Genomic DNA, 21,726 nt, shown 5'->3' on the forward strand with positions numbered 1-21,726 from the left:
AGATCAAGGGGACCCCGGCGGCCCGTATCGCCGGCGAAAAAGGCGCCGGGTCGCCAAAGGATAGGAAAATCGCACTTGGTCGCCGCTCCAGGGCCTTATCGAGTAGGCGCGGGTTCCTGGCGAGTGACCATGTTATGAAGCCGCAGCCGACAGGTCGGTTGCCAGATCGCTCGAACTCTCGCGTCAGCCAATCAGCGTCGCCATAGCCGCCGCCGATAAGCCCAAGCCCTCCGGCTGAACTGACCGCACCTGCGAGTTCCCCGCCCGATGCGAATGCCATCGGCGCGCTGATGATCGGATGCTGCAGTTCAAGCCGATCAGTGAAACGGGTTACGATGCGCATCATCACTCCAACAGATTGCCTTGAGTATCGCAGGTTCGGTTGATTCTATCGAGCCCCGCTCAGCGCCCCGCGATTAACGGCAACCAGAGCCGCCAGTCGACCAACGGTTATGAGTCCGGACCTTAGTACTACAGTTGCGGATGCCGATGCCGTTTGTAGTGACAGATGGTGGCCGCAGCCTGATGTCGTCGTCGCCATAGCGACCAGGCGATGATGAAGGGCTTTTGTGTCGGTGGGAAGATGAGGATCCGGGCGAGGAGATAGCGGATCTCGGGGACGCTCGGGACGAGCGCAGCCATCCGGATCAGGCGGCGATTGGCTCCTTTGGACTCGTTTCGTTCGGTTTGCTCCATGCGCTGCGGCGAAGATCAGCCGATAGCTTCGAGAGGAATGCCAGGGCGGCCATGCACAGGCTCATGTGGCGATGCCATCCGTGCCAGGACCGAGCCTCGCAATGATCAAGTCCGAGATCATCCTTGGCGCGCTCAAAGCACTCCTCGATCGCCCAGCGCAGGCCGGCCACTGCCGCCAATTCGGCCAAGGAGGAACCGGGCGGGGCGAAGACCAGGTAGTAGGCTTTTTCTCCGGATGTCGATCGCTTGCGGCGGACGAGAAGCCAATGCTCGAAGCCGCCTTTTGACGTCCAAGGGCGGCGGATGCGTGCCCAGTCGTAGAGCCGAGGGCCTTTGGCGCCTTCACCTGCCGCATGACAGGCCCAGTCGTCGGGCTCGAACTCGCTGGCCAGTTCCTCGGGCGAGGTTTCCTCAAACAGACGATCCCCTCCCCGGCGCATGAAGTGAGCGCCTCGAACCGCCAAGACATAGGGCTGCTCGCGAGCTTCCAGCATCCGGCGAAGGCTGCTGTCCGCCCCGTAGACAGCGTCGCCCAGAACGTAAGCGCACGGGACGCCGGCATCGAGCGCCGCCTCGACCATGGCGCGCGCCATCTTTGGCTTGGTCGCAAACTCGACCATCTCCGGGATCGACGCTCTGGCACATCGCGCCCGATCCCTTGTCCAGCTCTCCGGCAGATAAAGGCGACGATCGACCAGCGCTTGGCCGTAGCGGCTCGCGTAAGCCAAGAACACGCCGACCTGGCTGTTCTCGATCCGCCCCGCCGTTCCCGAGTACTGACGCGCGACACCGGCGGAACGATCGCCCTTCTTCACAAATCCCGTCTCGTCGACGATCAGGACGCCATCCTCAGCGACTGCATCCGATAGGGCCGCTCCGCTCCGGATTGCTCAGCCATCAGCCAGCCTGTCTTGCGCTCAATGCCGGAAAGAAGGCCGTCAAGGAAATCTGCGCCCGTTTCCCGCAACTCACGACGAGGAAGCACCCGCCCAACCCGCGCCTTCAGCGCTGTGAGCGGCCAACAAGCATCCGGCCCGTGGGGCCGACTCGTCTCCCGGTCGTGTGAGCAGAAGAACATCGCGAAGTGCGGCTTCATCCTCGACGCCGCGAGCCTGCTCGCCGTACCGCGGCCGCCGAAAGCCCTAGGCGCTGTCACCAGGCGCCAGCCCACCTCTCTAGCTGGCGGACCATCGCATCGAGCGCGCCGATGGCCGCACCTGCAGTGATTGCAATGTCCTCAATGCGCCGCAACTGTTTGGGTCGGCGGCAGCCCTGCGCAACCAGGCCGGCACCGCCGTCGTCGGCGCGGCTTCCGTGGCACCGGGAAGAGTGCCGTGGTGGCGCAGGAGGGTTTTGGCTCAGAATCATGGAACACGATGAATCATCGCGGCGCTTTTTGTAGAGCGAACGATAAGTCTTGCACGACCAGCCATTTATCCCTCGCGAGATCAATGCCGCGGGCAATTAGCAGGCGAACTCCGTCCGGACTGAGTACCTGTTTCAAGGCGGGCAAAAGAAGTTGTGTAGTCATGTCACGAAATGCTTGGTCCGCTTCTCTGCCGGCCGATGGTCCATGAAATCCCCTCCCCACCCATGACACCAGACACCTCCTTGCCAATAGACCGATCAAGCACTGGCCTCCATGGTACCAGCGTGAACTCGCGCGCCTTCTCGACTATGACGTACTTGCCGCTGGCAAGGTCGATCGAGCGGCGCAATCGACCCTCTATTCGATCACCAGGCTGCGCTTCGGAATACGAGAGTCCGAGTTCGTCAGACAGTTGACCGGCAACACGGTTCAGCTCACGTTGACGCAGCATCGAAAGCATGTTGGCGCGATAGACGATCCGGTCCTGCTCTTCCCGAGCAAGACCTTGCGCAATCAGCCACTGCCGTCGGCGGCCTTGCGCCTCTCGGACATCGCGGCCGAAACCAGAGCTGTGCAAGGCCTCCGGTGTGTCGGAAACCAGCTCTCGATCGAGCCAGGTGGCGCCGTCGAACCTGACTTGTCTCTCCAGCGGCATCGATGAGAGCTTGTGAACCGTGACAGGCTCGGCCCTCGCTCGCTTACGCTCGTAGTCAGACACACGGTCGAGATGATCCGGTGCGACGATCCAGGTGCCGTCCGGCTCGCGCTCGACACGACCGGTCGCCCGGCGGATCGCCTCCAGTCGCCGCACGTGCGTTTCGGCAAAGCGTTCGGTGGCCGACGGGTCATGCTTGAGATGGATATCGATGCTGTAGCGCGCGTCATTGGCCGTGGCGATCTCGGCAATTGTGCGGTCGACTTGCCTTGGCCCGGTGTCCCTCGGCGTGACCCGCACTATGCAGCCCTCTGGCGTCGGTTGGGTGGCCTCGCCTTTGCCGATATCAACATAGTGGCTTTTGCCGTCCACGCCGTCGACGACGAGGTAATGGCGGTCAGTGATTTCGTCGGCCAGGCCGCGCGCAACGATGCGGCCGACGACAGGCTGCATCTGCTCTGCAGATCGATCATGGACAACATAGTCGGCGGCACTGCGGGCGAGCCCTTTGCCGGTCAGTTCGCGGTGCATGGTCTTGATGATGTCGCCCCGCTCGCCGATGCGGCGCAGCGTCGCTTCAAGCTCGCCATCAAGGCGCCAGCGGCCCGAGCCGACTTCCTCAGCCAGACCCATCCGCTCGAGCTTGCGCAGGCGGCCCTGGTGCAGCGTCTGGCGAAACGTGTCTGGGCTGGCCGGTGAGACATGCCCCTCATGGTCGCGCATGCGGAGCAGCTGCCGATCGATGCTGGTGAAGCGTTCCCGCTCCATTTCCTGGCGCAGGCGTTGCTCGATCTCGCGGTCCGCTCTCGGGCCAAGGTCGAGGCTGACCAGCTCGGCCGCCCGTTCACGGATTCCAGACGAGATGTAGTCTCGCGCGATGACAAGATTTTCGCCGCGGTCGTCCTTGCCGCGGACGATAATATGGGTATGCGGATGACCAGTGTTGAAATGATCGACAGCGACCCAGTCGAGCTTGGTGCCGAGGTCTTCTTCCATCTGCGCCATGAGGCGCCGCGTGAGCGGCTTGAGGTCGTCATACTCGATGCCGTCTTCAGGTGCGACGATGAAGCGGAACTGATGCCGGTCGCCATCGGCACGATCGATGAAGGCCTTGCCATCGACGCGGTCGCTGTCGGCGCTATAGAGCTCGCCAGGCTCGCCTTCCCGGGTGACGCCGTCGCGCTGGAGGTAGCGAAGGTGTGCACGTGCCCCGTCAACACCCTTGCCGGCCAGCTTGACGATACGCGCCTTGACGACGGCGCGCCGCTGCCGAGACGCCGCGTGGCGATCGCGCGCTCTGAGAACGGCGGCAGCAGCCCCGCCGCGCCCCGCCCGGCTTCCGATGAAGCGGCCACGGCGACCGCTGCCGCCGCCGGCTCGGTTGATCGCGGCGCGGATCTGGCCGGCGAAACGCTTGCCTGCCTTCGAGCCGCGCGATCCGATTTTGCCCAGGCTCGGCTTGAACTCTTCATCCTGCATTGAGCCTCCTAGTAATCTTTAACAAAATCAGATGTTTGTCGGCAGCAGCTCTCCTGACGCTGAAGGCAGCCTCCGTGAAAAACGATGTGCAGACAAAGACTTCGCCGGCTCCAGGAGGCGATGCCTTTATCTTGCCTTCAGCGGACCTGCCTCCCTGCCTTCCTGCCCCGACCCACGGTACCCCTGCCCTCACCTGCGATCCGGCCGGCCTGACCTTGCTCGCTCCGATCCGAGCGGCACCACAATTTGGCCATTCGGATCGGTCGCGGAAACACCGTTTCGCAGGAAAAACAGCGACTGCCCGGACGGGATTTCCGGCGCTTTTCCGGAACGGGATTTGCCGGTGAACGCGTCCATGTCGGCGGCCGAGATCCCCGCCGCCTTGAGCTCTTCCAGATACGAAACCGTCTCGCTGGGCAGCGGTCGCCCACGCTGCAAATGCTGTTCGTAGCGGTCCGGCCCAGCGTTATAGGCGGCAAACAGGCCGGGAAAGCCGAAGCGGTCATACATGGCGCGCAGATAGGCAGTGCCTGCCAGAATGTTGTCGCGAGGGTCGTGCGGATCGGCTCCCAGGCCAAGCTCTGCGCGCACCTCCTCGTAGGTGCCGGGCATCACCTGCATGAGGCCAATGGCGCCGGCGCTCGATGTGATCGGCCGTCCGTCCACCATTGTCTGCCCCCGGCTTTCGGCATCCATGACGGCATAAATCCAGGCCTGTGGAATGCTGAATCGCCGGCTTGCTTCGGCCACCAAGGGCTGCCATCGTTGGAGCTGCGGACCACGGGAGATGGCGGCCGGCTGAGCGTCGGTCGCGGCGGAACAGGCGCATGGCGCTATCGCGACCATGCCCAGCATCAGGAGGGTTACTCGGTCCATAGCGGCACGAGCCTCCCGGCAATATTTTCGGCCGGCACCGGCCCGAAATAGCGGCTGTCGAAGGAGCGGTTTCTATCGTTGCCGAGCAGGAAAAACTCGTCGGCGGCGAGCTTGCGGCAGGCATTCCACCAAGGCAGCGGACGGTGCTGCGTGTCGGTTGCCAGCCGGCGCGCGACAATCTCGCCGCCGATGATGATGGCGTCGCCGAAGGCGCAGACATGCTCGCCAGGCACTGCGGCAAGGCGCTTGACCAGCGGCACATTGCTGGGCAGATAGAAGCGTTCGGCGGCGAGATCGGCGACCGGTTTTGGCGGGCGGACGAGCACCAGATCGCCACGAGCCGGCGATCCGGACGCGACGCGATAGAGGCCGACCGGCGCACTCGCCGAGCCGTTCCAGACCAGCCAAGGCGATGGGTTGTCGAAAGCGGCGAAGCCGATCAGGCCGAGGCCCATGGTGGCCACGGCAATCGTCTTGCGCGCCCGAATGCGCCGCAGATGGCTGCCGATCAGACGGATAGTGGGACGCCGGCTCATGAGCGGCCTCCCTCACCGGCCGAGCCGGAATCGTGCCCGCCATCCTCGGACCGGGTCTCCTGCGCGCGTCCCTTCGACCAGTCGTCGAGTTCGTCGATGTGATAGCGGACATAGCGGCCGTGCTTGCGGAATTGCGGGCCGCCGCCTTTGAGCCGCATCTTCTCCAGCGTGCGCTGGGACAGCCCGATATAGAAGGCGGCCTGCGCGGTGTTGAGAAACGGACTGCCCTTCTTGGCGCGGGCCGCGCGTTCGTTTTCGTCGTCCATGATGGTCCTCGTTTCGCTACGGACAAGCGAAGGCGAGGATCGGCGAGCGAGATCGTTTCGGGGACGGGCGAAGAGTGGGGGGCGAGTTTTCGCCGCCCCCTCCCGAAAGAGCCCCGCGCCGGTTGCGGCGCGGGGCTCGAGGCTGGCGGTTCAGTCGACCGGGTTCCAGATGATGGCGTATGTGTCGTCGTCATCCTGGCCGGCGGCGCGGCCGAGATTGGCGTAGAGCTTGCGCGGGCCGAACTCCGGGGCGGCAACCGACAGGCTCACATAGTCCTTGCCGGAGGTCTCGCCGGTGCGGATCCAGCCGGCCCCTACTTCGACCCCTTGCGTCAGCACCCGAAAGTCGGGATGGGTGTCGGCGCTCTTTGCCTGATTGGGCACGATGTCGATGTCGGCGCGGACACTGAGCGTCTTGAGCTGGCCCTTGTAGCCGCCGTTTTCCTGTTTGGTGACGTATCCGATCGCGGTCATTTTCAGTCTCCTTTTGGTGCTCGCCGGGGACCATTCCCCTGCGATGGCGGACCGTGATGGGCGCGTCCGGACCGCCGGAACCGGGACGGCCGCAGCGATAGCGGAGGACCCGAGCGGACAGCTTTTTTGAAGCGAAGCGGCGCGAGGAAGCCGCCGCAGGCGGCGGGGAAAAAAGCTGCTGGCGAGGGTTTCGGGCGGGCCGGATCCGCCCATAGGTCGTCAAGCCAGCCGCAGGGGAATGGTCCCTGAGACACATGGAGACAGGTGGCGCGATCGGCGGCACAACGAACAGGCGGCAATGCAGGGCGCCGGCTGCGCGGGCTCTGTCGGCAACCGGATCGGACAATTGGCCCCATGCGCGGGGCGCCTCGGCAAGCAACCCGGCGCGGTGCAGGGCTGCCGAAATGGGGGCGAGTTGGCGTCGGGATTTCTCGCGCGCGGCACTGGCTCGACAAGACGACCAATCGCCAGCCGGCGCGGCCCGGAGCGGCGCGCGCGACCTGAGCGGCGGTACTCGAGAGAACCGCCGCTCGGGCCCTGATCGACTATTCGCGCACGAACAGCGGCTGCACTTGTGTCCACTGATCGGCGGTGCGGAAGCCGCCGCGGCTGGTGTAGCTTTCGGCCGGGAATTTCATCCAGCGCGGCAGCCAGGTCTCAATCTTCTGGCGGCCATTCTCGCCCGCCAGGAAGTCACGGATGATCTTCGTTTGCGTCTTGACCTTCTCGGCGACATTGCCGTCCGCGACCAGCTTGCCGCCGATCTCGGCCAGCATCGAATTGTCGATTTCCTTGTCGCGCAAGAGGTCGAAGAAGGCATCGTCCGGTTGCCACCATGTGCCCATATCGACGTGCAGATGGTTGCCGAGCGCCTCGATGACGGCGCTGCCGGCTGCAAGCGTCTCGGCCATGACAAGGGTGAGAACGCGCATGACATCGTCGTCGCACAGCGCCAAGAGGCGCGCGAACACGCCGGCGATAGCAAAGGCGTCGCCATTGCCGCCGGCGACCACGCCATCCTCATCCGGTGATCCGAGCAGGGCCAATACCTCGCGCCGCTTTTTGCCGAATGCGGCTTCAGCCTTGCAGCCGGCAAGGCTGGCAGTCACCGTCTCGTTGGCTGCGCGCTGCGGCTCGGGGCGCACCTGCCACAGGCCGGAACCGGTGATGGCGTGCGCCACCACGAGGCGCAGCGCCACGGCGGGATGGTCGAGCATGGCCGCACGCACGGCAGCATGGCGATGCAGATCGACATAGTTCTGCATCGGGCCGGTGAGTTCGGGGCGCGGCGGCTTGGCGGCTGTTTCTTCTTGCTCGCCGCCCTCGCGGGCGCGGCGGGCTTCCTTGCGTGACAGCCAGCCCTCGTGACACTCGACCTCGCCGCGATGCGAGACAGTGATGACGACCTTGCCGCCCTTCTTCTTCGGGGTCTTCTCGTGGTCCCATGCGTGGAAATACTGGCCCGGCTCCAGCAGCACCACCTCGCTCCAGCCGTGGTTGAGATATGTGTCGCGTCTGGCGGCAATCGCTTCGTTCTGCTTTTGCCAGAACAGGTCGGCATCGGCGAAATAGCTGTCCTCGCCGAACAGGTCCGAGGTGATCAGGCCGGGATATTCGTCGATGGCAAACAGCGCCACCTTGGTGGAAATCGACTGGCCGCCGAACAGCCATTGCTTCAATTGAAAAGCCACGCGGCGCGTGTTGATCGGGATCGGCACAGAGTGCCAGCCAGTCCTTCTGCTGCGCCTTGGACGCCATGGTGAGATGGCGCACCGTCTCGGCGTCGATCTCCTCGCGGCGATAGGCTTCGCGGATTTTGGGCAAGAGGTCGCCAAGCGCCAGAATGCGTTTGACCATCAGCTCGGTGATGCCGAAGGTCGCAGCGATGTCTGGAACGGTGCGGCCTTGCTTGACGAGCCGCGAAAACGTCTCCCATTGCGATACTTCGTCTGGATCGAGGCGGGCGAGGTTTTCGATCAGCGAGGCTTCCAGCGCATCGGCGTCGTCACCGTCCTCCATGATGGCGCAGGGCAAGGGATCGCCTTCGCCGCGCTCGTCGGCAAGCGATTTCGCGGCGAAATAGCGCCGCCTGCCGGCGACGATCTCGAAGGTTTCCGGCTGGCCGTTCGGCCGCACAAGGAGAGGCACCAGCACGCCGCGCGCACGCACGGATGGCAAGATGTCGGGAATGTCGGCCGCGCGTTTTCCATGGCGCATGTTGAGCGCGGAAAAGCTGATCCAAGGGGATGTGGGCAAGCTGCATGGTTACTCTCCTTCGCTTTGGTTAAGGTTGTCCCCGCCGCAGAGGCCGAAGGCCGGCGCGGCGGGACGGTTTTTGCGCCTATCGGCGCTGCTGTTCCGCCGTGTCGGGCGGAAGCTCGGAATGGGGCTTTGAAAGGGCGTCTGCTGCCTGCCGCAGAAGTCGCTCGGCCTCGGTGATGTGGCCGCAAATGCGGGCGGCTTCGGCATAGACGGAGAGCGTAAAGCGCGCGTGGAAATGCAGGTCGCGCTCTATGCCGAGGCCAAGCGGACCTTTTACGGATGCAAGCTCGGCCAGACTGACGCTGCCGAGTTCGGGGAAGCCGAAGCCGAGATCGCAAAGGCCGAACAGCGTGTCGCCATCGGCGTCGAGTTCGCTCAGAAGCCACGTGGCGGCACCTGTCGGATTAAACAGTTTCACAACGGGAAAATGGTCGATGTCGGCGTCGGCGGCGCTATTGGCGAGCAGTCGTGCGCGCAGTGGATCGGTAATCAGGATCATGGAAAGACTCCTTGTCAGAACAGGTCGAGTTGATTTCTGCTGGCTTCATCGAAGAGGCCGATATCGAGCGGCTTTTGCGCCGCGCGCGGACGCATCGGCGCGTCCATCAGGAGGGTGAGCCGATCGCGCGTGGTGATCGGCCGGACGCCGGGAATGAGCATCTGCTCGCCTTGCGGCGTCGGCTCGGTCGCGGTCAGTTGAGGATCGCGCATCGTCATGCCGCAATTCCTTCCTGCGCCTCGCCTTCGGCATCGGCCTGAATGCCAAGCAGGAAATCGGCGGCCTTGGAGGCAAGACTGGCGGCACGGAAGATCGCGCGGTTGTCCTCGCGCAGCACCTTTAGCCATGAGCCGATGTAGTCGGCATGACGCACGGTCGGCTCGATACCGAGCTCGCTGCAGACGAAGGCGGCAGTGATTTCGGCGACCAATTCTTCACGCGCGTAAGCCTTGGAGCCGAACGAGCCGGAGAGGTCGCGAGCAAGCCGCGTCCGGTGGCCGGTCCAGTGGCCAAGCTCGTGAAAGCAGGTCCGGTAATAGTCGATCTGGTGATGGAACGCCGGCTGCGGCGGCACCTGAATGTGGTCGCTGCCCGGCATGTAGAAAGCGCGATCGCCGCCGACCCTGAAATCCGCACCGCTGGCGCGAATGAGCGTCTCGGCCTGCGGCACGATCTCGCACTGAGGCAGCGGCTCGGCGGCGGCATAGAGGTCTTCCGGAAGATTATCGCACTGCGCGACATTGAAGACGGTGAAGCGCTTCAAAAAAGGCACGGCCTGTGGTTCATCGCCCGCGTGGCGTGCGCGCTCCTTCTCGTCCTTGGGGACAAAGCGGTCGGCATGCACGATGGTCGTGCCGCGCTCGCCCTTCCTGACATTGCCGCCAAGGACGAGCGCCTGCCGGAAGGTGAGCCAGTTCTGGCTGGGATAGCTGCGCTCGATGACCGCGCCCCACAGGATGAGGATATTGATGCCGGAATAGGTGCGCCCAGAGGATGCATTCCTCGGCAGCCCAAGGCCTGCCTTTGCGCTGCCCCATGGCTTGACCCATGGCACGGTGCCGCGCTCCAGCTCGGCAATGATGCGGTCGGTGATCTCCTGATAAAGGCTGGCGCCGGGGCGCCCGCCCTTGCCTGCGCCAGCCTCTCCGCTGGGGGTACGCTTGCTGTTTGCATGCATCGTCTCATCCTCCGCTCGCCAATCGCCGCGCCTTTCCCCGGAAGCGGGGTGGGCGGCGAGCCGCGACCGGAAAGGCCCGCCGTGGTAGGCGGACCGCATCCGAAGGACCGGAACGAAGAGGAGGACCCTGAGCGGCACGCGAAGGGTTGCGGGCTGCCGCGGCGGGCCTAGAAGGGAGTGCCGCCCACCCCGCGCCACCGGGAAAGGCCAACAGACAAACCGCGCCGCCCGCAAGGGCGGCGGCCGTCACAGCCCGAAGGGCTGCCCGCGCCAAGGGGCGAAGCCGAATGGCCGAGACCGCCTGAGCTTGCCGAAGAAAAGCGGGCTCGGTTCACGAGCACCTGGTGCGCGCCAAGGCGCGCCGGCGCCCGCCAGGATCGCAGGCTGGACAGAATTTCGCACGGATCAGCGTCAAGCGCCGCGGATCCAGCGCTCAAAAGGCGAGGTTCGCAGCAGGCATGAATCGATCAACGGGAACAGATGAGACTCGAAGCTCAACTCTGTGCGATGAAGTCCCCTGGTCGGAGAACCTCACGAGCGACGACAGGGAGCATTTCACGATTTACCTGGGCGATTACAAACCCGGCAAAGGAACAGACCGCTATGCCTAAGAGTTGGACGGCATGAGACAGGAATCCGTTTTCAACCTTCGGCAGTCGTTCGGTCTTGAACTAGACATGCCTATGGACGCCGGGATTGCGCCCTACGTGCACGTCTTGCGCCGGGAGGGGATCGAGACCTACGAATCTTGTCAGGGCGGACCTGGGCATGTATTTCCAGAGCCGACGATTCGGTTCCATGGTGGTCGTGGCGAGGGCTTCAAAGCATTCGCCATAGCAACCACTCACGGATTGCCAGTTTATGCCGTGCGCAGGATTTGGACTGTGGACGATGGGGAGCTGACTGGACCATTTTGGGAAATTGTTTTCCGTGAACAGGCCCAGTCAGAAGGAGATTTTTAGAGACGTTTGCAGTGATCGCACTTCGGCAAACCACCAGTGCCGGCGATGCGATTTTTCGTTTCGATGTTGTTGCCTTCAGTGCACTGATTGTTGTCGTGGTATACCTTCGTGCCTGTAAGTTTTGAATGGAAGGGATTCACTTTAGCCATTTGATACTCCGAATCACCAGTTTTCTAAACGGAGCCGTGTTAGCATGCAGGCGTTCATGAGTCCTTTTGATTCCGAACTGTTGCGAAAAATACTTCAAAGAATACTGCACCGAAACGTGTGCGATGCAGCATTTCGTAAGCATTTACAACGGACGGCTCAGACTCGAGACTTCCGCCATGCCGCCTTGCGTGGCTTCCTCCGAACAAAACCAGCGCTCGCCTTTCAACAGGTTGAGGCGCGTGTCCCAGTAATATTCCTGTCCGGGATCATGATAGATGCGCTCGCCCGTTTTGTAGCTGATATTGGCTTTGATGTTGCAGCCGACAGCGGCAGGGTCGATTCGAAGGCAAGAAAGCCAGCCAGGAGTTGTCTTGATAGCGACGGTTGCCCACGCCCCTTCCCTCCGAAGAGAGAATGCGACGTTTGCAGCCTGGAGTCTACAAGTCGGGTCTAATTCACCGGTCCTGTTCCGAACCATTGAATGAACGGCGCATCCTTGCCCGTGATATCCTTCACCGTCTTTAACAGCGCTTCATGGGTGCGTTGGAGAGCCAGGTAATGGTTGCTGGTAGGTGATAGAAGCGGCTGGACGATGCTCTTGTGCAGCCGTTCCGCCTCCGCCAGAAAGCGCTCGATTTCAGCCTGTGAAAGCTGCTTGGAAAGTTTGGTCCTAGCCATTGCGATCTCCATTGAGGAATCGCCCCACCTAGGATTATCATCCTATATCAGCATGGCCGGGTAAAGACCCACCCGCAGCGGAATGGCAGCTTGCCGAAGAAAAGCGCGCTCGGTTCACGGCACCGGCGCGAGCAGTTGGTGCGCGGGCGCCCGCTAGGACCGCAGGCTGGACAGAATCTCGCACGGATCAGCGTCAAGCGCCGCAGTTAAGTCGAGAAACTCGATGACGTCGAGACGCCGCTCTCCACCCTCGTACTTGGCCACGAAGGATTGGGGACGATCAAGTTTCTCGGCCACCTGCGCCTGAGTCAGGCCTTTGGCCTTGCGCAGGGAAACCAACTGGGCCAGAAACCGCTGGTGGCGGGGCGATCGAAGAGACTTGGGCATGTAGGCGAACCGGTCGGGTAAAGACCGGATCAGCGACTAATCCCGGTTTCGGATTATCCCATTTTGGGATATGCTGCGGGCGCTCAACAGGCGAGGTTCGCAGGCATGAATCGACCAATGGGAACAGATGAGAGTCGAAGCTCAACGTTGAGGGATGAAGTCCCCTGGTCGGAGAGCCTGACGGCCTACGACAGGGAGCATTTCACGATCTACCTGCGGATCCTGGATGCCTGCGCCGACAATGCCAGCGAAGAGGAGATGGCCGATCTCATTCTCGGCATCGACCCGGCCCTTGAACCGGTCCGCGCCCGCAAGGCTCTTCGCAGCCATATCGACCGTGCGAACTGGATGGTGACGACTGGCTACAAGGAACTGTTCGCCGGCTGAGGCACAGCACGGATTGTCATGCTCTTCAAACAAGGAAGTTCAGATACCCGCCATTCATGAGCGCACGGCCGCGAGAGACGGCGCGGCGGGAGCGGTCACAACTGGTTCGCGTGCTGTTTGACTGCCATTTCTAGTGCTTGGCTCAGAGGCACCGCCTTGGAGAAGAGGAAGCCCTGAGCGGTCCTGCAGCCAAGCTTGTGCAGGGTTTGCCGATCCGCCTCTGTTTCGACGCCCTCGGCCATGACCTCGATCCCGAGCATGTTACCGAGATCGATGACCGATTTGACAAGCAGTCGGTCCTCTCGGGACTTGGCCAAGCCGCGAATGAAACCCTGGTCTATTTTCACCTTGCGTATCCGACTGTCCTTGAGCGATGCCAACGTGGAAAAGCCGGTGCCGAAGTCATCGAGCGCGATGGAAATGCCGGCATGTGAAAGCCGTCCGAGCTTTTCATCCACTCTGTCCGGGTCAACCGGGGATTCTTCGGTAATCTCGATCTCGAACATCGTTGCAGGGAGACCTCTTGCCGCCAGACCATCCAGAACCATGTCGTCGATATCGCCGGCTTCCAGTTCGCGCGGCGAAATATTCATCGCCACACGGAGATCACGACAGTCAGCTTTCACCAAGCCGTCGATAAAAGCACAACAGTCGGCGAATACGGTTTGCGTCAGCAGCTGAAGCATTCCGGTTTCGCGTGCAGCTGTGATGATTTCGGGTGGAGAGATGGCGCCATGAGTCGGATGGGACCACCTCAGCAAGGCTTCAAAACCGACCACGGCCTCGGTGTCGAGTTTCACGATCGGCTGGAACCAAGGTTGCAAGCTTCTCGTCTTTATCGCCGAATGAAGGTCCCGTTCGACGGACTGGCGGCGTTGCAGTTCCCTGTCGAGTTCGGCATCGAACAGGCAAAATTCGTTCCTGCCACGACGCTTGGCCGTATAAAGGGCGATATCCGCCCGCAACAACATTTCCGTCAGGCCCGGCGTCTGCGCCAAATATATTCCTATCGATGCCCCGACACGGACGGACGCGACCTCGATATAGGGTCGGGCAATTTTGGCTATGATATTGGAGGCGAGATCACTGGCAGAAAGCGAAACCCTCGTTGAGGGAAAAAACAGCACGAATTCATCGCCGCCGATACGAGCGAGCGTTGAGCCTTCCGGTGCTTCCTCCTCTATGCGGCGGGCGATCCTGACAAGCAGTTCATCACCGGTCCTGTGACCGTAGGTATCGTTGACGGATTTGAACCCGTCCAGATCAACCAGCATTGCCACGAAGGGGCCATCCGCGGTCTCGAAACGTCCGATTGCGTCTTCGAGGCCACGCCTGTTGAGAAGGGCCGTCAGGTGGTCCTGCCTGGAACTGGCCTTCATCTCCGCCGCAAGCCGCTCGGCCTCATGCCTCAGGCGGCTCGCTTCGCGGAACCGTGCTTGCCCAACACACGAAGCTCGAACCAAGCCGCCCATGAAAAGCAGAACGGTAAAAGCCAGAATGTAGTCTTCAAAATTGCCTTTCGCCAAAAGGCATCCCACCGTGATGAGGAGCGGAGGTGTGATGAAGTTGGTCGCCGCCGCGGCATACGAACTGCCGTATGTAACCGCACCAGCGGAAATGCCCGCCAGAATGACCAGATGCAGCGGTGCTTGAGGTGTCGTGTATCCAACAGTCAGGACGGCCAGGAAGGACCAGGCAAACCCTGCCAGAAGGGCAAGGATGCCAAACCAGCGAAGCCGCGGCAAAACCCCCACTAAACCGTCATGGCGCCCCGTTTCCTTTAGCTGATAACGCGCGAGTGCAAGGCGGGCGGCATTTATCGCATTGACGACCAGGAACCAGATTGCAGCGGCAAAGCCGCTGCCAGAAAGGGCGTGCACCGCCCAAATCAGGCCTGACAGGATACCGCTTATCGGCATCGACACGAAGAGGCCGGTCCTCAGGTCAGCAAGCTGATCCTGACGGATTTTGGCCTCCAGCGTGTCTACTTTCTTCGGGGCCATGGACGGACCAGCTTGCTCCCATCGTTGTTCGCGAGGACAAGCTTACGCAGGCCCACTGAAGGACGGGTTAACTATCCAGCGGGGGGTAACCAGTGCGCTCACCATGTCTTCGGGGCGCACGTCTGCTCTTGGCCTTGCCGTCTGACCATCGAGCTCTTGCCCGCACGCGTGCCTTGATCCGAATCATCCCAGGATCGGCAACGTCACCATGGAAGCAGCCCTGCCAACGGCATCAACGCGCCCGGCGAGACAAAAGGAAGCCGGGCCGAGATAGCGTTCCAGAGCGGCAGCGCTGCCTGCGATTCACCGCCTGAGCATGGCCGAAATGCCATGGCGGATAAAGGGAAGATATTGGGCAAAGCGAAGCCCCGCATGTCTTGCAAGCCGTGCCGCCGGGTGCTCGCCTGAGTAGAGACCGACAAGTACATTCGTAGCATGATAGAGCGGTGCCGCCGACAGACGCAGCCGGCTTTCGTATCTGCCGAGCATGTCGGGATCAGCAATGTCGCGGCGCTCGCGATATGCCGCCAGGATTCCATCGGCGAGTTGCTTCTGGCCACTGAGGCCGATGTTGAAGCCATGCGCGGTCACCGGGTGCATGCCGAGGGCAGCATCGCCGATCAGTGCCGCACTCGGAGCCCAGAACTTGTGCGCCCAGGTCGTGACCAGCGGATAGGCATGGCGGGTGCTTGCCAAGGTCATCTCTCCGAGGCGTCCTCGACACCGGCTCGTCAATTCCATGAGGAACAAATCGTCGTCGAGAGCAAGCAGTCTGTCGGCCTCGCTTGAGCGCAAAGTGAGAAGCAGCGACGACACGCCTTCCATGAGCGGCAACATCGCTATCGTCTGATGGTGATCGAACCATTCGACCGCGATCTGGTGATGGGCGCGCTCGTGCCTCACCCGGCAAATCAGCATGGAGTTGCCAAGCCGATTGATCGCGGCGCCAATGCCGAGGAGGTCGCGCGTCGCGGACAAACGCGAATCCGCTGCAACGAGCAGCCGAGCGGCCAATTGCCTGCCATCACAGAGCCTTATGACTGCTTCTTTGTGGCTGGTTGTTGCATTGACGACCGAGCGGCCGCACAGCAGCTGCGCATGACCCTGGAAGCGGACAATCTTGAACAGGGCGGCGCGGATCCGACAATTTGGGACCAGAATTCCGAGTGGTTCCGCAGATCCGCTGGGAGAATCGAAGCACAGGGCGAAAGGGCTCGATCCGTTGAGCACGCGCGCGCCTTGTAGCGGTGATTTGTCCGAAGCGGGGATGGCATCCCAGGCGCCGAGCTCGCGAAGGATTCCAACCGATGCGTGGGTCAGCGCGATCTCGCGACCGTCGAAAGCCGGATTCGCCAGGCTTTCGAGCGACTGCCGTTCAACCACTGCCACCTTGAGTCGGCTCTGGGCAAGCGATGCGGCGAAGGAAAGTCCGACCGGCCCGGCTCCGACGACAATAACGTCGAATCTATCGACAGAGCCGGCCATCAGCGTGCCGCCATAGCGTCGGCTATCTGCGACGAAGAGCACTGGAGCGCATCGCAATCGATCCACGGTTTGCGGCTCATGTCCCCAAGCGTCTCCACGCGACCTAACCGTCCGTTAGACATCCGTTCTCCGTTGAAAAATGGTCAATGAAACCATGCCGACGAAGAGATAACCCTGATCTGGATCAACCAGGCTCGATAAACGCGGCAACCGCTGGTTCACGGTCGACTGGTCGATCGCCACGCCATGGTCTGGTCAGGTCATCATGGAATGGCGGGCTTCCCCTTCGGTGCGGCCCTTTCACGGCGGTAACAGGGGTTCGATTCCCCTTTGGCGCACCAGCAAAATCAATCACTTAGCTGCATTTTCCGCAAACTCGTCTAAGATTCATCTAAAATTTGTTATGTGGAAAACGGTGGATTTGGGTGGAGATTGATGGAATCAGATAGCCGAACGTTGAAATTGGCTCCTATATGAGTGCTTGGGGGGCCAGATGCATTGTGAGGTTGAGTTTCTGCCGGTTGGCTCCGGCTCCAAAGCCGGTGACGCCATTGTAGTGCGTTATGGCGACGCTGCCGATTATCATTTGATCTTGGTCGACGGTGGCCATGCCGAAACCGGAGACAACATCGTCGCGCACCTCAAGAAGCAGTTTGGGCCATTTCCTGTGCTTGAGCATGTAGTGCTGACGCACTCCGATGCGGACCACGCGTCGGGGCTGCGCACCGTCTTGAGCGAAATTCCTGTGCGAAATCTCTGGATGCATATTCCATGGCTGCTCGCCGAGGAATCCCGTCACCTGTTTTCAGATAAGCGATGGACTCCGGAAGGCCTGAAGGCGGCTGTCAAAGCCGAATACGGGACGATCAGTGAAATCTACGATCTAGCTGTCGAAGCTGGCTGCAATATTTTCTTTCCGTTTCAAGGTGCCGACATTGGTCCATTCCGGGTGTGCTCACCAAAGAGGGCTACTTACAACTACCTGCTCCCACAATTCGAAAAAACACCCGACCCGGATCAGGGCGCTATCGAAGCGGCCCATATTTGGATTGGGAAGGAATCATTGACCCACAAGATTTTTGAAGCTGCGAAAGCAGCATTGCAGGGCTGGACCGAGGAAACGTGGGATAACGAGCGATTGAAGGATGGAGGCATCACCAGCGCAAGCAACGAGTCTAGCGTCGTGCTTTATGGCGCCTTCGAAAACAACGCCCGCGTTTTGCTAACCGGTGACACGGGTGTGAGCGGTCTTTGGTGGACAGCTAGTTACGCAGAAAGCGTGGGCCTGCCCCTTCAGCAGTTCACCTTTGTGCAAATCCCGCATCACGGAAGTCGCCGCAATGTGGGGCCGACTGTTCTGACCAAACTATTGGGGGAGAAGCAGCCGGAAGGCGCAGCGTATCGCTTCTCGGCGTACGTTTCAGCACCCAAGGATGACGCCAAACATCCACGTCGCATGGTTCTCAACGCATTTAAGCGCCGTGGCGGCCTCATCATTGCGACACAGGGAGGCAGCAAAGTTCATTGGGGAGGCTTCCCGGCACGTCCTGGATATAGCGTGGCGGAAGGCCTGCCCTTCTACACACAGGTCGAGGAATATACGTGAGCACAGGTGGACCGCCGCGCTCGTTGAAAGATCAGACCCGCTGGCAGCTTTGGCTTACGATTGCCGCGAATTTTGCTTTGTTTTATGGGGTGGCACAGTCTGACGCTCTTGCGGTTTCCGGCATCAAGGGCCTGCTGGTGGGGGCCGCAAACCTTCTTCCGGTCGGGCTAGCTCTCATTGTTACATCAGTCGCAAACGGCCTTCTGAACGCCGCTGCGAAAGCCCGCTTGGTGTTTCTTCGATGGCACTTTGCATTGCCTGGACATCGAGCCTTTAGCAGCCACGGGCCGACAGATCCTCGCATCGATATGTCTCGACTGAAAGACTCTTTGGGAGATACTTTCCCCCGAACACCGGGTGACGAAAATCGCCTGTGGTATCGGTTTTACAAAGACGTCGAGTCAGAGACCGCAATCCTCCATGCTCACAGGGAATTTCTGTTTACTCGCGACTACGCCGCTTTTTCGTTCCTGTTTCTTTTCGGCTTTGGGACCGCAGCGGTTTTCATGGTGCAGTCCCTGAGGGTGTCGTTTATCTATTGCGCCGTTCTGCTGCTACAGTTCTTGGTTGTTCGCCACTCGGCGGCAACCTATGGTGTCCGGTTGGTAACAACGGTGCTGGCGCGCCACGCAGCGAAGACGGTTTGAATTTCCGGGTAGTATAGGCTCCTCTTACCCTCACGCCGTCCTCCAAACCTCGACGCTGGTAAAGAGTTCGGACTCGCCGGAGGCGGCGGCTAGTCCAAACCCGGCCGTGTTGTTGGTTCCCGAACACCAATGCTCGACGCGGTGCGCCTTGCCGGCGAGAGCGGTTCCCCATCCGAACGAGTCGGTTTGTTGGTGAGGGCTGGTGTCAGCCACCGCGCTAGAGCCGGAGGCGACCACAACACCGTCAGTGACATTGAAGAGCCTGGCGATGTGTTGTGTGGCTCCCCATGCCGGCGCCCGCCACCGGACCCTGCAATTTACCGATGGCGTGAATTCGTCGCCGGCCAAGGTGATGACACCAGCGGGATCATATGACTTGGTGTTCAAGGTTCGTGGTCGAAATACACATTTCTTATGTCTGCACTTGCCGTCGTGGCGCTCGCCCTTTCGGCATGCTCGGCGGCGGCTTTCGAGTTCGAACGCGTCACCGTCACCAACGCCAGCTACGACAACCCGCTCGCCGAGCGCATAGAAGAAACGGCCTGATGCCGGAGGCGATGTCGTCAAGGTGCATTGCGGTCCGACGATGGAACCGACAAAGTCTTCGCCGACTTCTCCTACCGTGTCACGTTCCAGCCGGACGGCGGCATAGACGTCACCCAGTGGTAATTCGGCCTTGACCGATGTTCCTATTCCGTTCTAGCGCAGGAATAAATTCATACGGTGAAGAATGCCGAGGCGATGGGCTGAGGAGGCCGAACTAGCCCGCGCTTATCATGGTGCGCGCCAACGCGGGGAAGCGGGTCACGCTCTCCCCGGATACCGCACTATTCGTCGGATTGAAGCTGTTGACTGCCTCGGCGAAGCCAACGGCCGCCGAGGTCGCACTTATGATCTGCGATAGCAAGTGTGAGCGCCCGTGTTACCCCTGCCAAGGCAAGGCCAACGGGATAGTCCGCGCCTACGGCACTGCGCCGGCTAACGCCGGTCTACACAGGTTTACGCTACTGAAAAGTCGGCGAGACACCCGGAATTGCGTGACCTGTTACTTTGGTAGTGCTTTTCTATTTACTATTTAGTTGCGGCTTGTATTATGGCTTGTTTCCGAGATGAAAAGGGGTCTGCAATGAAAGCTTACGGCAAGATCCTACTTGTCGCCGCAACGGGTTTGTTACCTACGGCGGCGTATGCTGATACGTGCGATACGGGGAAAGACTCTTGCAGCATAACATGCCCCAAGCGCTGCTATGCGTCTTGGGATGCCACCGCAAAAACCTGCAGCAAGGGCTGTAGGGACACGCTGGTTGAGAAGAAGAGTCACACTCTTTATATGTCAATCAACGGATTGACGAAGCAAGAGCTAATGTCGCTCTTGAAAGGAAAAAAGCTCGCAGATTGAGATTGTTACGTTTCGGCGGTCAAGGTCTTGCCGGTTTCGAAAGCGATCATGTCTGCATTTTCTTGTTTGAGAATTCTAGATCAATATCAAGAGGTTGGCGAGGCCACGGGGCGACGCAGTCCAACTGGCTTTTCGGGATCTCGCCGGACAGGATGCAGCCGTATCGGTCATAGGCGCCGATACCTGGGGCGAAGAACCATGCGGAACGCCCGGCGGCATCGGTGTGGGCGCCGTCCTCCTCGTCTCGAAAAGGGCGGAGCGGCCCGACACAGAGGCCGCCTCGGGTGCGATAGGTTCCGCCGGTCCTGACGTCGATTGGTTCGCCAAGATCTTGGTCTTGACCGACTTTAGCGAGCCTGGCTGCGGCCAAGATCAACTTGCTGAATTCGGGCAATTCTATATTTTGGGTGACGGCCATATCGAAGCGTCCTCTTTGGTTGTGGTTAGAGCCGGCGAGTGTTTCTATCACTCGCCGGCTCACTCACATTTCGACAAATCCATTCGCAAATCAAGTACAAAACGAGCTTGCCACGTTTTATCAGGTGATGGCGGGAGATATCTTCCCATGTTGTTTGCGATATGCAAACGATACTGATTTTTAGTTTGCGATATACAAACGGAGGTCTAGAATCCCCGAATGCTAAGGAGTCAGTGCAGGCGCGTGCTCGCGACACTCTCTATGCGCGGCTCGTCGCCCGATAGATGAATTGTGCCGGACAGCCAGAGCCTACCGGAGGCGTGCGGGTCCGCCGTGCGTATGATCTTATCTCGGGCAACGGGGGAAACCGCATCCGTCGCAGCCAAGCCGTTCTTGACGACGACGCCGACGTGAGAGGCATTCAAGGATTGAAGCCGCCGTGCGTGCTTGCTGACGCCCGCATTCAGGGCAGCTTTGAAGTCGTTGTTAACGCGGAGCACGGTTGCTCGGGCGAAATTGGCAGGCAAACGGCCGCGCCAATCCTGCAGGTCGGCTTCCGTCAAGCAATGCAATTCTTTGTGAGCAATAGCGGCGTCGGACAGAATGTGCTTTCGCATACGATTGCCGGCATCAAGGCGAGCGCCGCGAGCGCGCTCAACCTTCTCGCGTTCTAGTATGTAAGCCTCGGTGACACTGCGGACGGTTACAGGGTCGCCAGCGGCCTTTGAGACGGCTTCGATACGTTTTGCCTCGACCAGTCTTCTGCCCGCTAACTTATTGAATTATATGGAAACGTATGGAAAAATAGCAATGCGCGAAGCGGCACAAACGCAGCACTTTCCTGGCCGAAAGTTCGGCAACGTATTCTGGCTGATGCGTTCGCACCCGTCGCGCGCCGAAATCGGCATGAGGCGAAGCAACCGGGGAAAATATTCGAGCGAGTCGTTGCAGGGCAGGCTGGCTCAGCTGCGTGGCTCGTCGCGGTCGATCAGGATCCGCTCGGCGGCGCCATCGAGATCTTCATATTGGCCGCTCCTCAAGGCCCACAGAAACCCGGCCAGCCCAAGCGCTCCGAGGAACAGGGCCACAGGTATGAGGTAGGCGAGCGTCGTCATGAGGATTGTGCCAGTGCGCCAATGTCGGAGTGCCTGTCATTGTCGGGCATCTTGCACCGATGCATTTGACACGAAACCTTGCAAGCGTAGCGCATTGCCGATGACAAGCAGGGAAGACGCGGACATCGCGATCGCGGCGATAAGAGGGGTGACGTGCCCCAGGATCGCGATCGGCACGGCGACGGCATTGTAGATGATGG

Annotated in this window: 23 protein-coding genes and 3 pseudogenes; 6 read left to right on the top strand and 20 right to left on the bottom strand. The window is 60.8% G+C overall.

Going from position 1 to position 21,726, the window contains the following annotated elements; translation table 11 throughout:
* From NKI25_RS33610 to NKI25_RS33670, 12 genes and pseudogenes are all read right to left on the bottom strand, one after another.
* Positions 1-346 (bottom strand): nitronate monooxygenase (locus NKI25_RS33610; RefSeq protein ID WP_353000636.1); only part of this gene is annotated, 346 nt, incomplete at its 3' end.
* 301 nt (positions 347-647) lie between these two features.
* Positions 648-1,774: pseudogene (locus NKI25_RS33615) on the bottom strand (IS701 family transposase).
* 454 nt (positions 1,775-2,228) lie between these two features.
* Complete coding sequence (gene rlxS / locus NKI25_RS33625; protein ID WP_353000638.1) at positions 2,229-4,199, bottom strand: relaxase/mobilization nuclease RlxS; 1,971 nt, start codon at positions 4,197-4,199, stop codon at positions 2,229-2,231.
* Positions 4,200-4,388: 189 nt separating this feature from the next.
* Positions 4,389-5,075, bottom strand: coding sequence for a lytic transglycosylase domain-containing protein (locus NKI25_RS33630; RefSeq protein ID WP_352828584.1), 687 nt, complete (start codon positions 5,073-5,075; stop codon positions 4,389-4,391).
* Positions 5,063-5,611 (bottom strand): signal peptidase I, encoded by a 549-nt coding sequence (lepB, locus tag NKI25_RS33635; RefSeq protein ID WP_352828587.1) that lies wholly within the window; start codon positions 5,609-5,611, stop codon positions 5,063-5,065. The genes NKI25_RS33630 and lepB overlap by 13 nt, the downstream gene beginning before the upstream one ends.
* Entirely contained in the window at positions 5,608-5,877 is a 270-nt protein-coding gene (locus tag NKI25_RS33640) for a helix-turn-helix transcriptional regulator (RefSeq protein WP_352818463.1), read from the bottom strand. Before NKI25_RS33640 ends, lepB begins: the two co-directional genes overlap by 4 nt.
* A gap of 150 nt (positions 5,878-6,027) precedes the next feature.
* Positions 6,028-6,351, bottom strand: a complete 324-nt coding sequence (locus NKI25_RS33645) for a DUF736 domain-containing protein (RefSeq protein WP_352828590.1) — start codon at positions 6,349-6,351, stop codon at positions 6,028-6,030.
* A 545-nt stretch (positions 6,352-6,896) separates the two neighbouring features.
* Positions 6,897-8,042: a hypothetical protein gene (locus NKI25_RS33650; protein ID WP_352722527.1), complete on the bottom strand. Its 1,146-nt coding sequence runs from the start codon at positions 8,040-8,042 to the stop codon at positions 6,897-6,899.
* 106 nt (positions 8,043-8,148) lie between these two features.
* Positions 8,149-8,568, bottom strand: a pseudogene (locus NKI25_RS33655) (ParB/RepB/Spo0J family partition protein); the annotation flags it as partial.
* Between the two features lie 124 nt (positions 8,569-8,692).
* Positions 8,693-9,112 carry a DUF2958 domain-containing protein gene (locus NKI25_RS33660; RefSeq protein WP_023679652.1) on the bottom strand — a complete coding sequence of 140 codons (420 nt, stop codon included), beginning with the start codon at positions 9,110-9,112 and terminating at the stop codon, positions 8,693-8,695.
* Positions 9,113-9,126: 14 nt separating this feature from the next.
* Positions 9,127-9,330, bottom strand: a complete 204-nt coding sequence (locus tag NKI25_RS33665; RefSeq protein WP_023679651.1) for a hypothetical protein — start codon at positions 9,328-9,330, stop codon at positions 9,127-9,129.
* Positions 9,327-10,289: an ArdC family protein gene (locus tag NKI25_RS33670; protein ID WP_352722220.1), complete on the bottom strand. Its 963-nt coding sequence runs from the start codon at positions 10,287-10,289 to the stop codon at positions 9,327-9,329. The genes NKI25_RS33665 and NKI25_RS33670 overlap by 4 nt, the downstream gene beginning before the upstream one ends.
* Positions 10,290-10,912: 623 nt before the next feature.
* Here NKI25_RS33670 and NKI25_RS33675 point away from each other — a divergent pair.
* Positions 10,913-11,251, top strand: coding sequence for a hypothetical protein (locus NKI25_RS33675; RefSeq protein ID WP_023679648.1), 339 nt, complete (start codon positions 10,913-10,915; stop codon positions 11,249-11,251).
* Between the two features lie 292 nt (positions 11,252-11,543).
* On the opposite strand, the gene NKI25_RS36635 is transcribed toward NKI25_RS33675, so the two are convergent.
* The 3 genes from NKI25_RS36635 to NKI25_RS33685 form a co-directional block, all read right to left on the bottom strand.
* The gene (locus tag NKI25_RS36635; RefSeq protein ID WP_502897489.1) at positions 11,544-11,879 is read right to left on the bottom strand and encodes a sunset domain-containing protein; all 336 of its coding nucleotides are present in this window, start codon (positions 11,877-11,879) and stop codon (positions 11,544-11,546) included.
* Positions 11,852-12,079, bottom strand: coding sequence for a hypothetical protein (locus NKI25_RS33680; RefSeq protein ID WP_023679647.1), 228 nt, complete (start codon positions 12,077-12,079; stop codon positions 11,852-11,854). The genes NKI25_RS36635 and NKI25_RS33680 overlap by 28 nt, the downstream gene beginning before the upstream one ends.
* Before the next feature lie 153 nt (positions 12,080-12,232).
* On the bottom strand, positions 12,233-12,466 hold the full coding sequence (locus NKI25_RS33685; protein WP_023679646.1) for a helix-turn-helix domain-containing protein: 234 nt from the start codon (positions 12,464-12,466) through the stop codon (positions 12,233-12,235).
* A 105-nt stretch (positions 12,467-12,571) separates the two neighbouring features.
* Here NKI25_RS33685 and NKI25_RS33690 point away from each other — a divergent pair, with 105 nt between their 5' ends.
* Positions 12,572-12,853 carry a DNA -binding domain-containing protein gene (locus NKI25_RS33690; protein ID WP_023679645.1) on the top strand — a complete coding sequence of 94 codons (282 nt, stop codon included), beginning with the start codon at positions 12,572-12,574 and terminating at the stop codon, positions 12,851-12,853.
* Between the two features lie 95 nt (positions 12,854-12,948).
* Here the strand turns inward: NKI25_RS33690 and NKI25_RS33695 are convergent, their stop codons facing one another.
* Entirely contained in the window at positions 12,949-14,856 is a 1,908-nt protein-coding gene (locus NKI25_RS33695; protein WP_023679644.1) for a putative bifunctional diguanylate cyclase/phosphodiesterase, read from the bottom strand.
* Between the two features lie 303 nt (positions 14,857-15,159).
* The gene (ubiM, locus tag NKI25_RS33700; protein ID WP_023679643.1) at positions 15,160-16,341 is read right to left on the bottom strand and encodes a 5-demethoxyubiquinol-8 5-hydroxylase UbiM; all 1,182 of its coding nucleotides are present in this window, start codon (positions 16,339-16,341) and stop codon (positions 15,160-15,162) included.
* Between the two features lie 493 nt (positions 16,342-16,834).
* Between ubiM and NKI25_RS33705 the strand changes: the two genes are divergently transcribed.
* The 3 genes from NKI25_RS33705 to NKI25_RS33715 all read left to right on the top strand — a co-directional run bounded on the left by NKI25_RS33705 (position 16,835) and on the right by NKI25_RS33715 (position 19,140).
* Positions 16,835-17,947: an MBL fold metallo-hydrolase gene (locus tag NKI25_RS33705; protein WP_031212638.1), complete on the top strand. Its 1,113-nt coding sequence runs from the start codon at positions 16,835-16,837 to the stop codon at positions 17,945-17,947.
* Complete coding sequence (locus NKI25_RS33710; protein ID WP_156937445.1) at positions 17,944-18,594, top strand: hypothetical protein; 651 nt, start codon at positions 17,944-17,946, stop codon at positions 18,592-18,594. Before NKI25_RS33705 ends, NKI25_RS33710 begins: the two co-directional genes overlap by 4 nt.
* A 414-nt stretch (positions 18,595-19,008) precedes the next feature.
* Positions 19,009-19,140, top strand: a complete 132-nt coding sequence (locus NKI25_RS33715) for a hypothetical protein (protein ID WP_023679638.1) — start codon at positions 19,009-19,011, stop codon at positions 19,138-19,140.
* Positions 19,141-20,039: 899 nt separating this feature from the next.
* Here the strand turns inward: NKI25_RS33715 and NKI25_RS33720 are convergent.
* The gene (locus tag NKI25_RS33720) at positions 20,040-20,411 is read right to left on the bottom strand and encodes a hypothetical protein (protein ID WP_156937444.1); all 372 of its coding nucleotides are present in this window, start codon (positions 20,409-20,411) and stop codon (positions 20,040-20,042) included.
* 320 nt (positions 20,412-20,731) lie between these two features.
* On the opposite strand from NKI25_RS33720, the gene NKI25_RS33725 reads away from it, so the two are divergent.
* Positions 20,732-21,085 carry a hypothetical protein gene (locus NKI25_RS33725; RefSeq protein ID WP_156937443.1) on the top strand — a complete coding sequence of 118 codons (354 nt, stop codon included), beginning with the start codon at positions 20,732-20,734 and terminating at the stop codon, positions 21,083-21,085.
* A gap of 288 nt (positions 21,086-21,373) precedes the next feature.
* Here the strand turns inward: NKI25_RS33725 and ccoS are convergent, their stop codons facing one another.
* Both ccoS and NKI25_RS36640 read right to left on the bottom strand, forming a co-directional pair.
* Positions 21,374-21,526: a cbb3-type cytochrome oxidase assembly protein CcoS gene (gene ccoS, locus NKI25_RS33730; RefSeq protein WP_023679633.1), complete on the bottom strand. Its 153-nt coding sequence runs from the start codon at positions 21,524-21,526 to the stop codon at positions 21,374-21,376.
* Positions 21,523-21,726: pseudogene (locus tag NKI25_RS36640) on the bottom strand (hypothetical protein); the annotation flags it as partial. The pseudogene NKI25_RS36640 and the gene ccoS, both read right to left, overlap by 4 nt.

The organism is Mesorhizobium sp. M0808, from assembly GCF_040320025.1.
GTDB lineage: Bacteria > Pseudomonadota > Alphaproteobacteria > Rhizobiales > Rhizobiaceae > Mesorhizobium.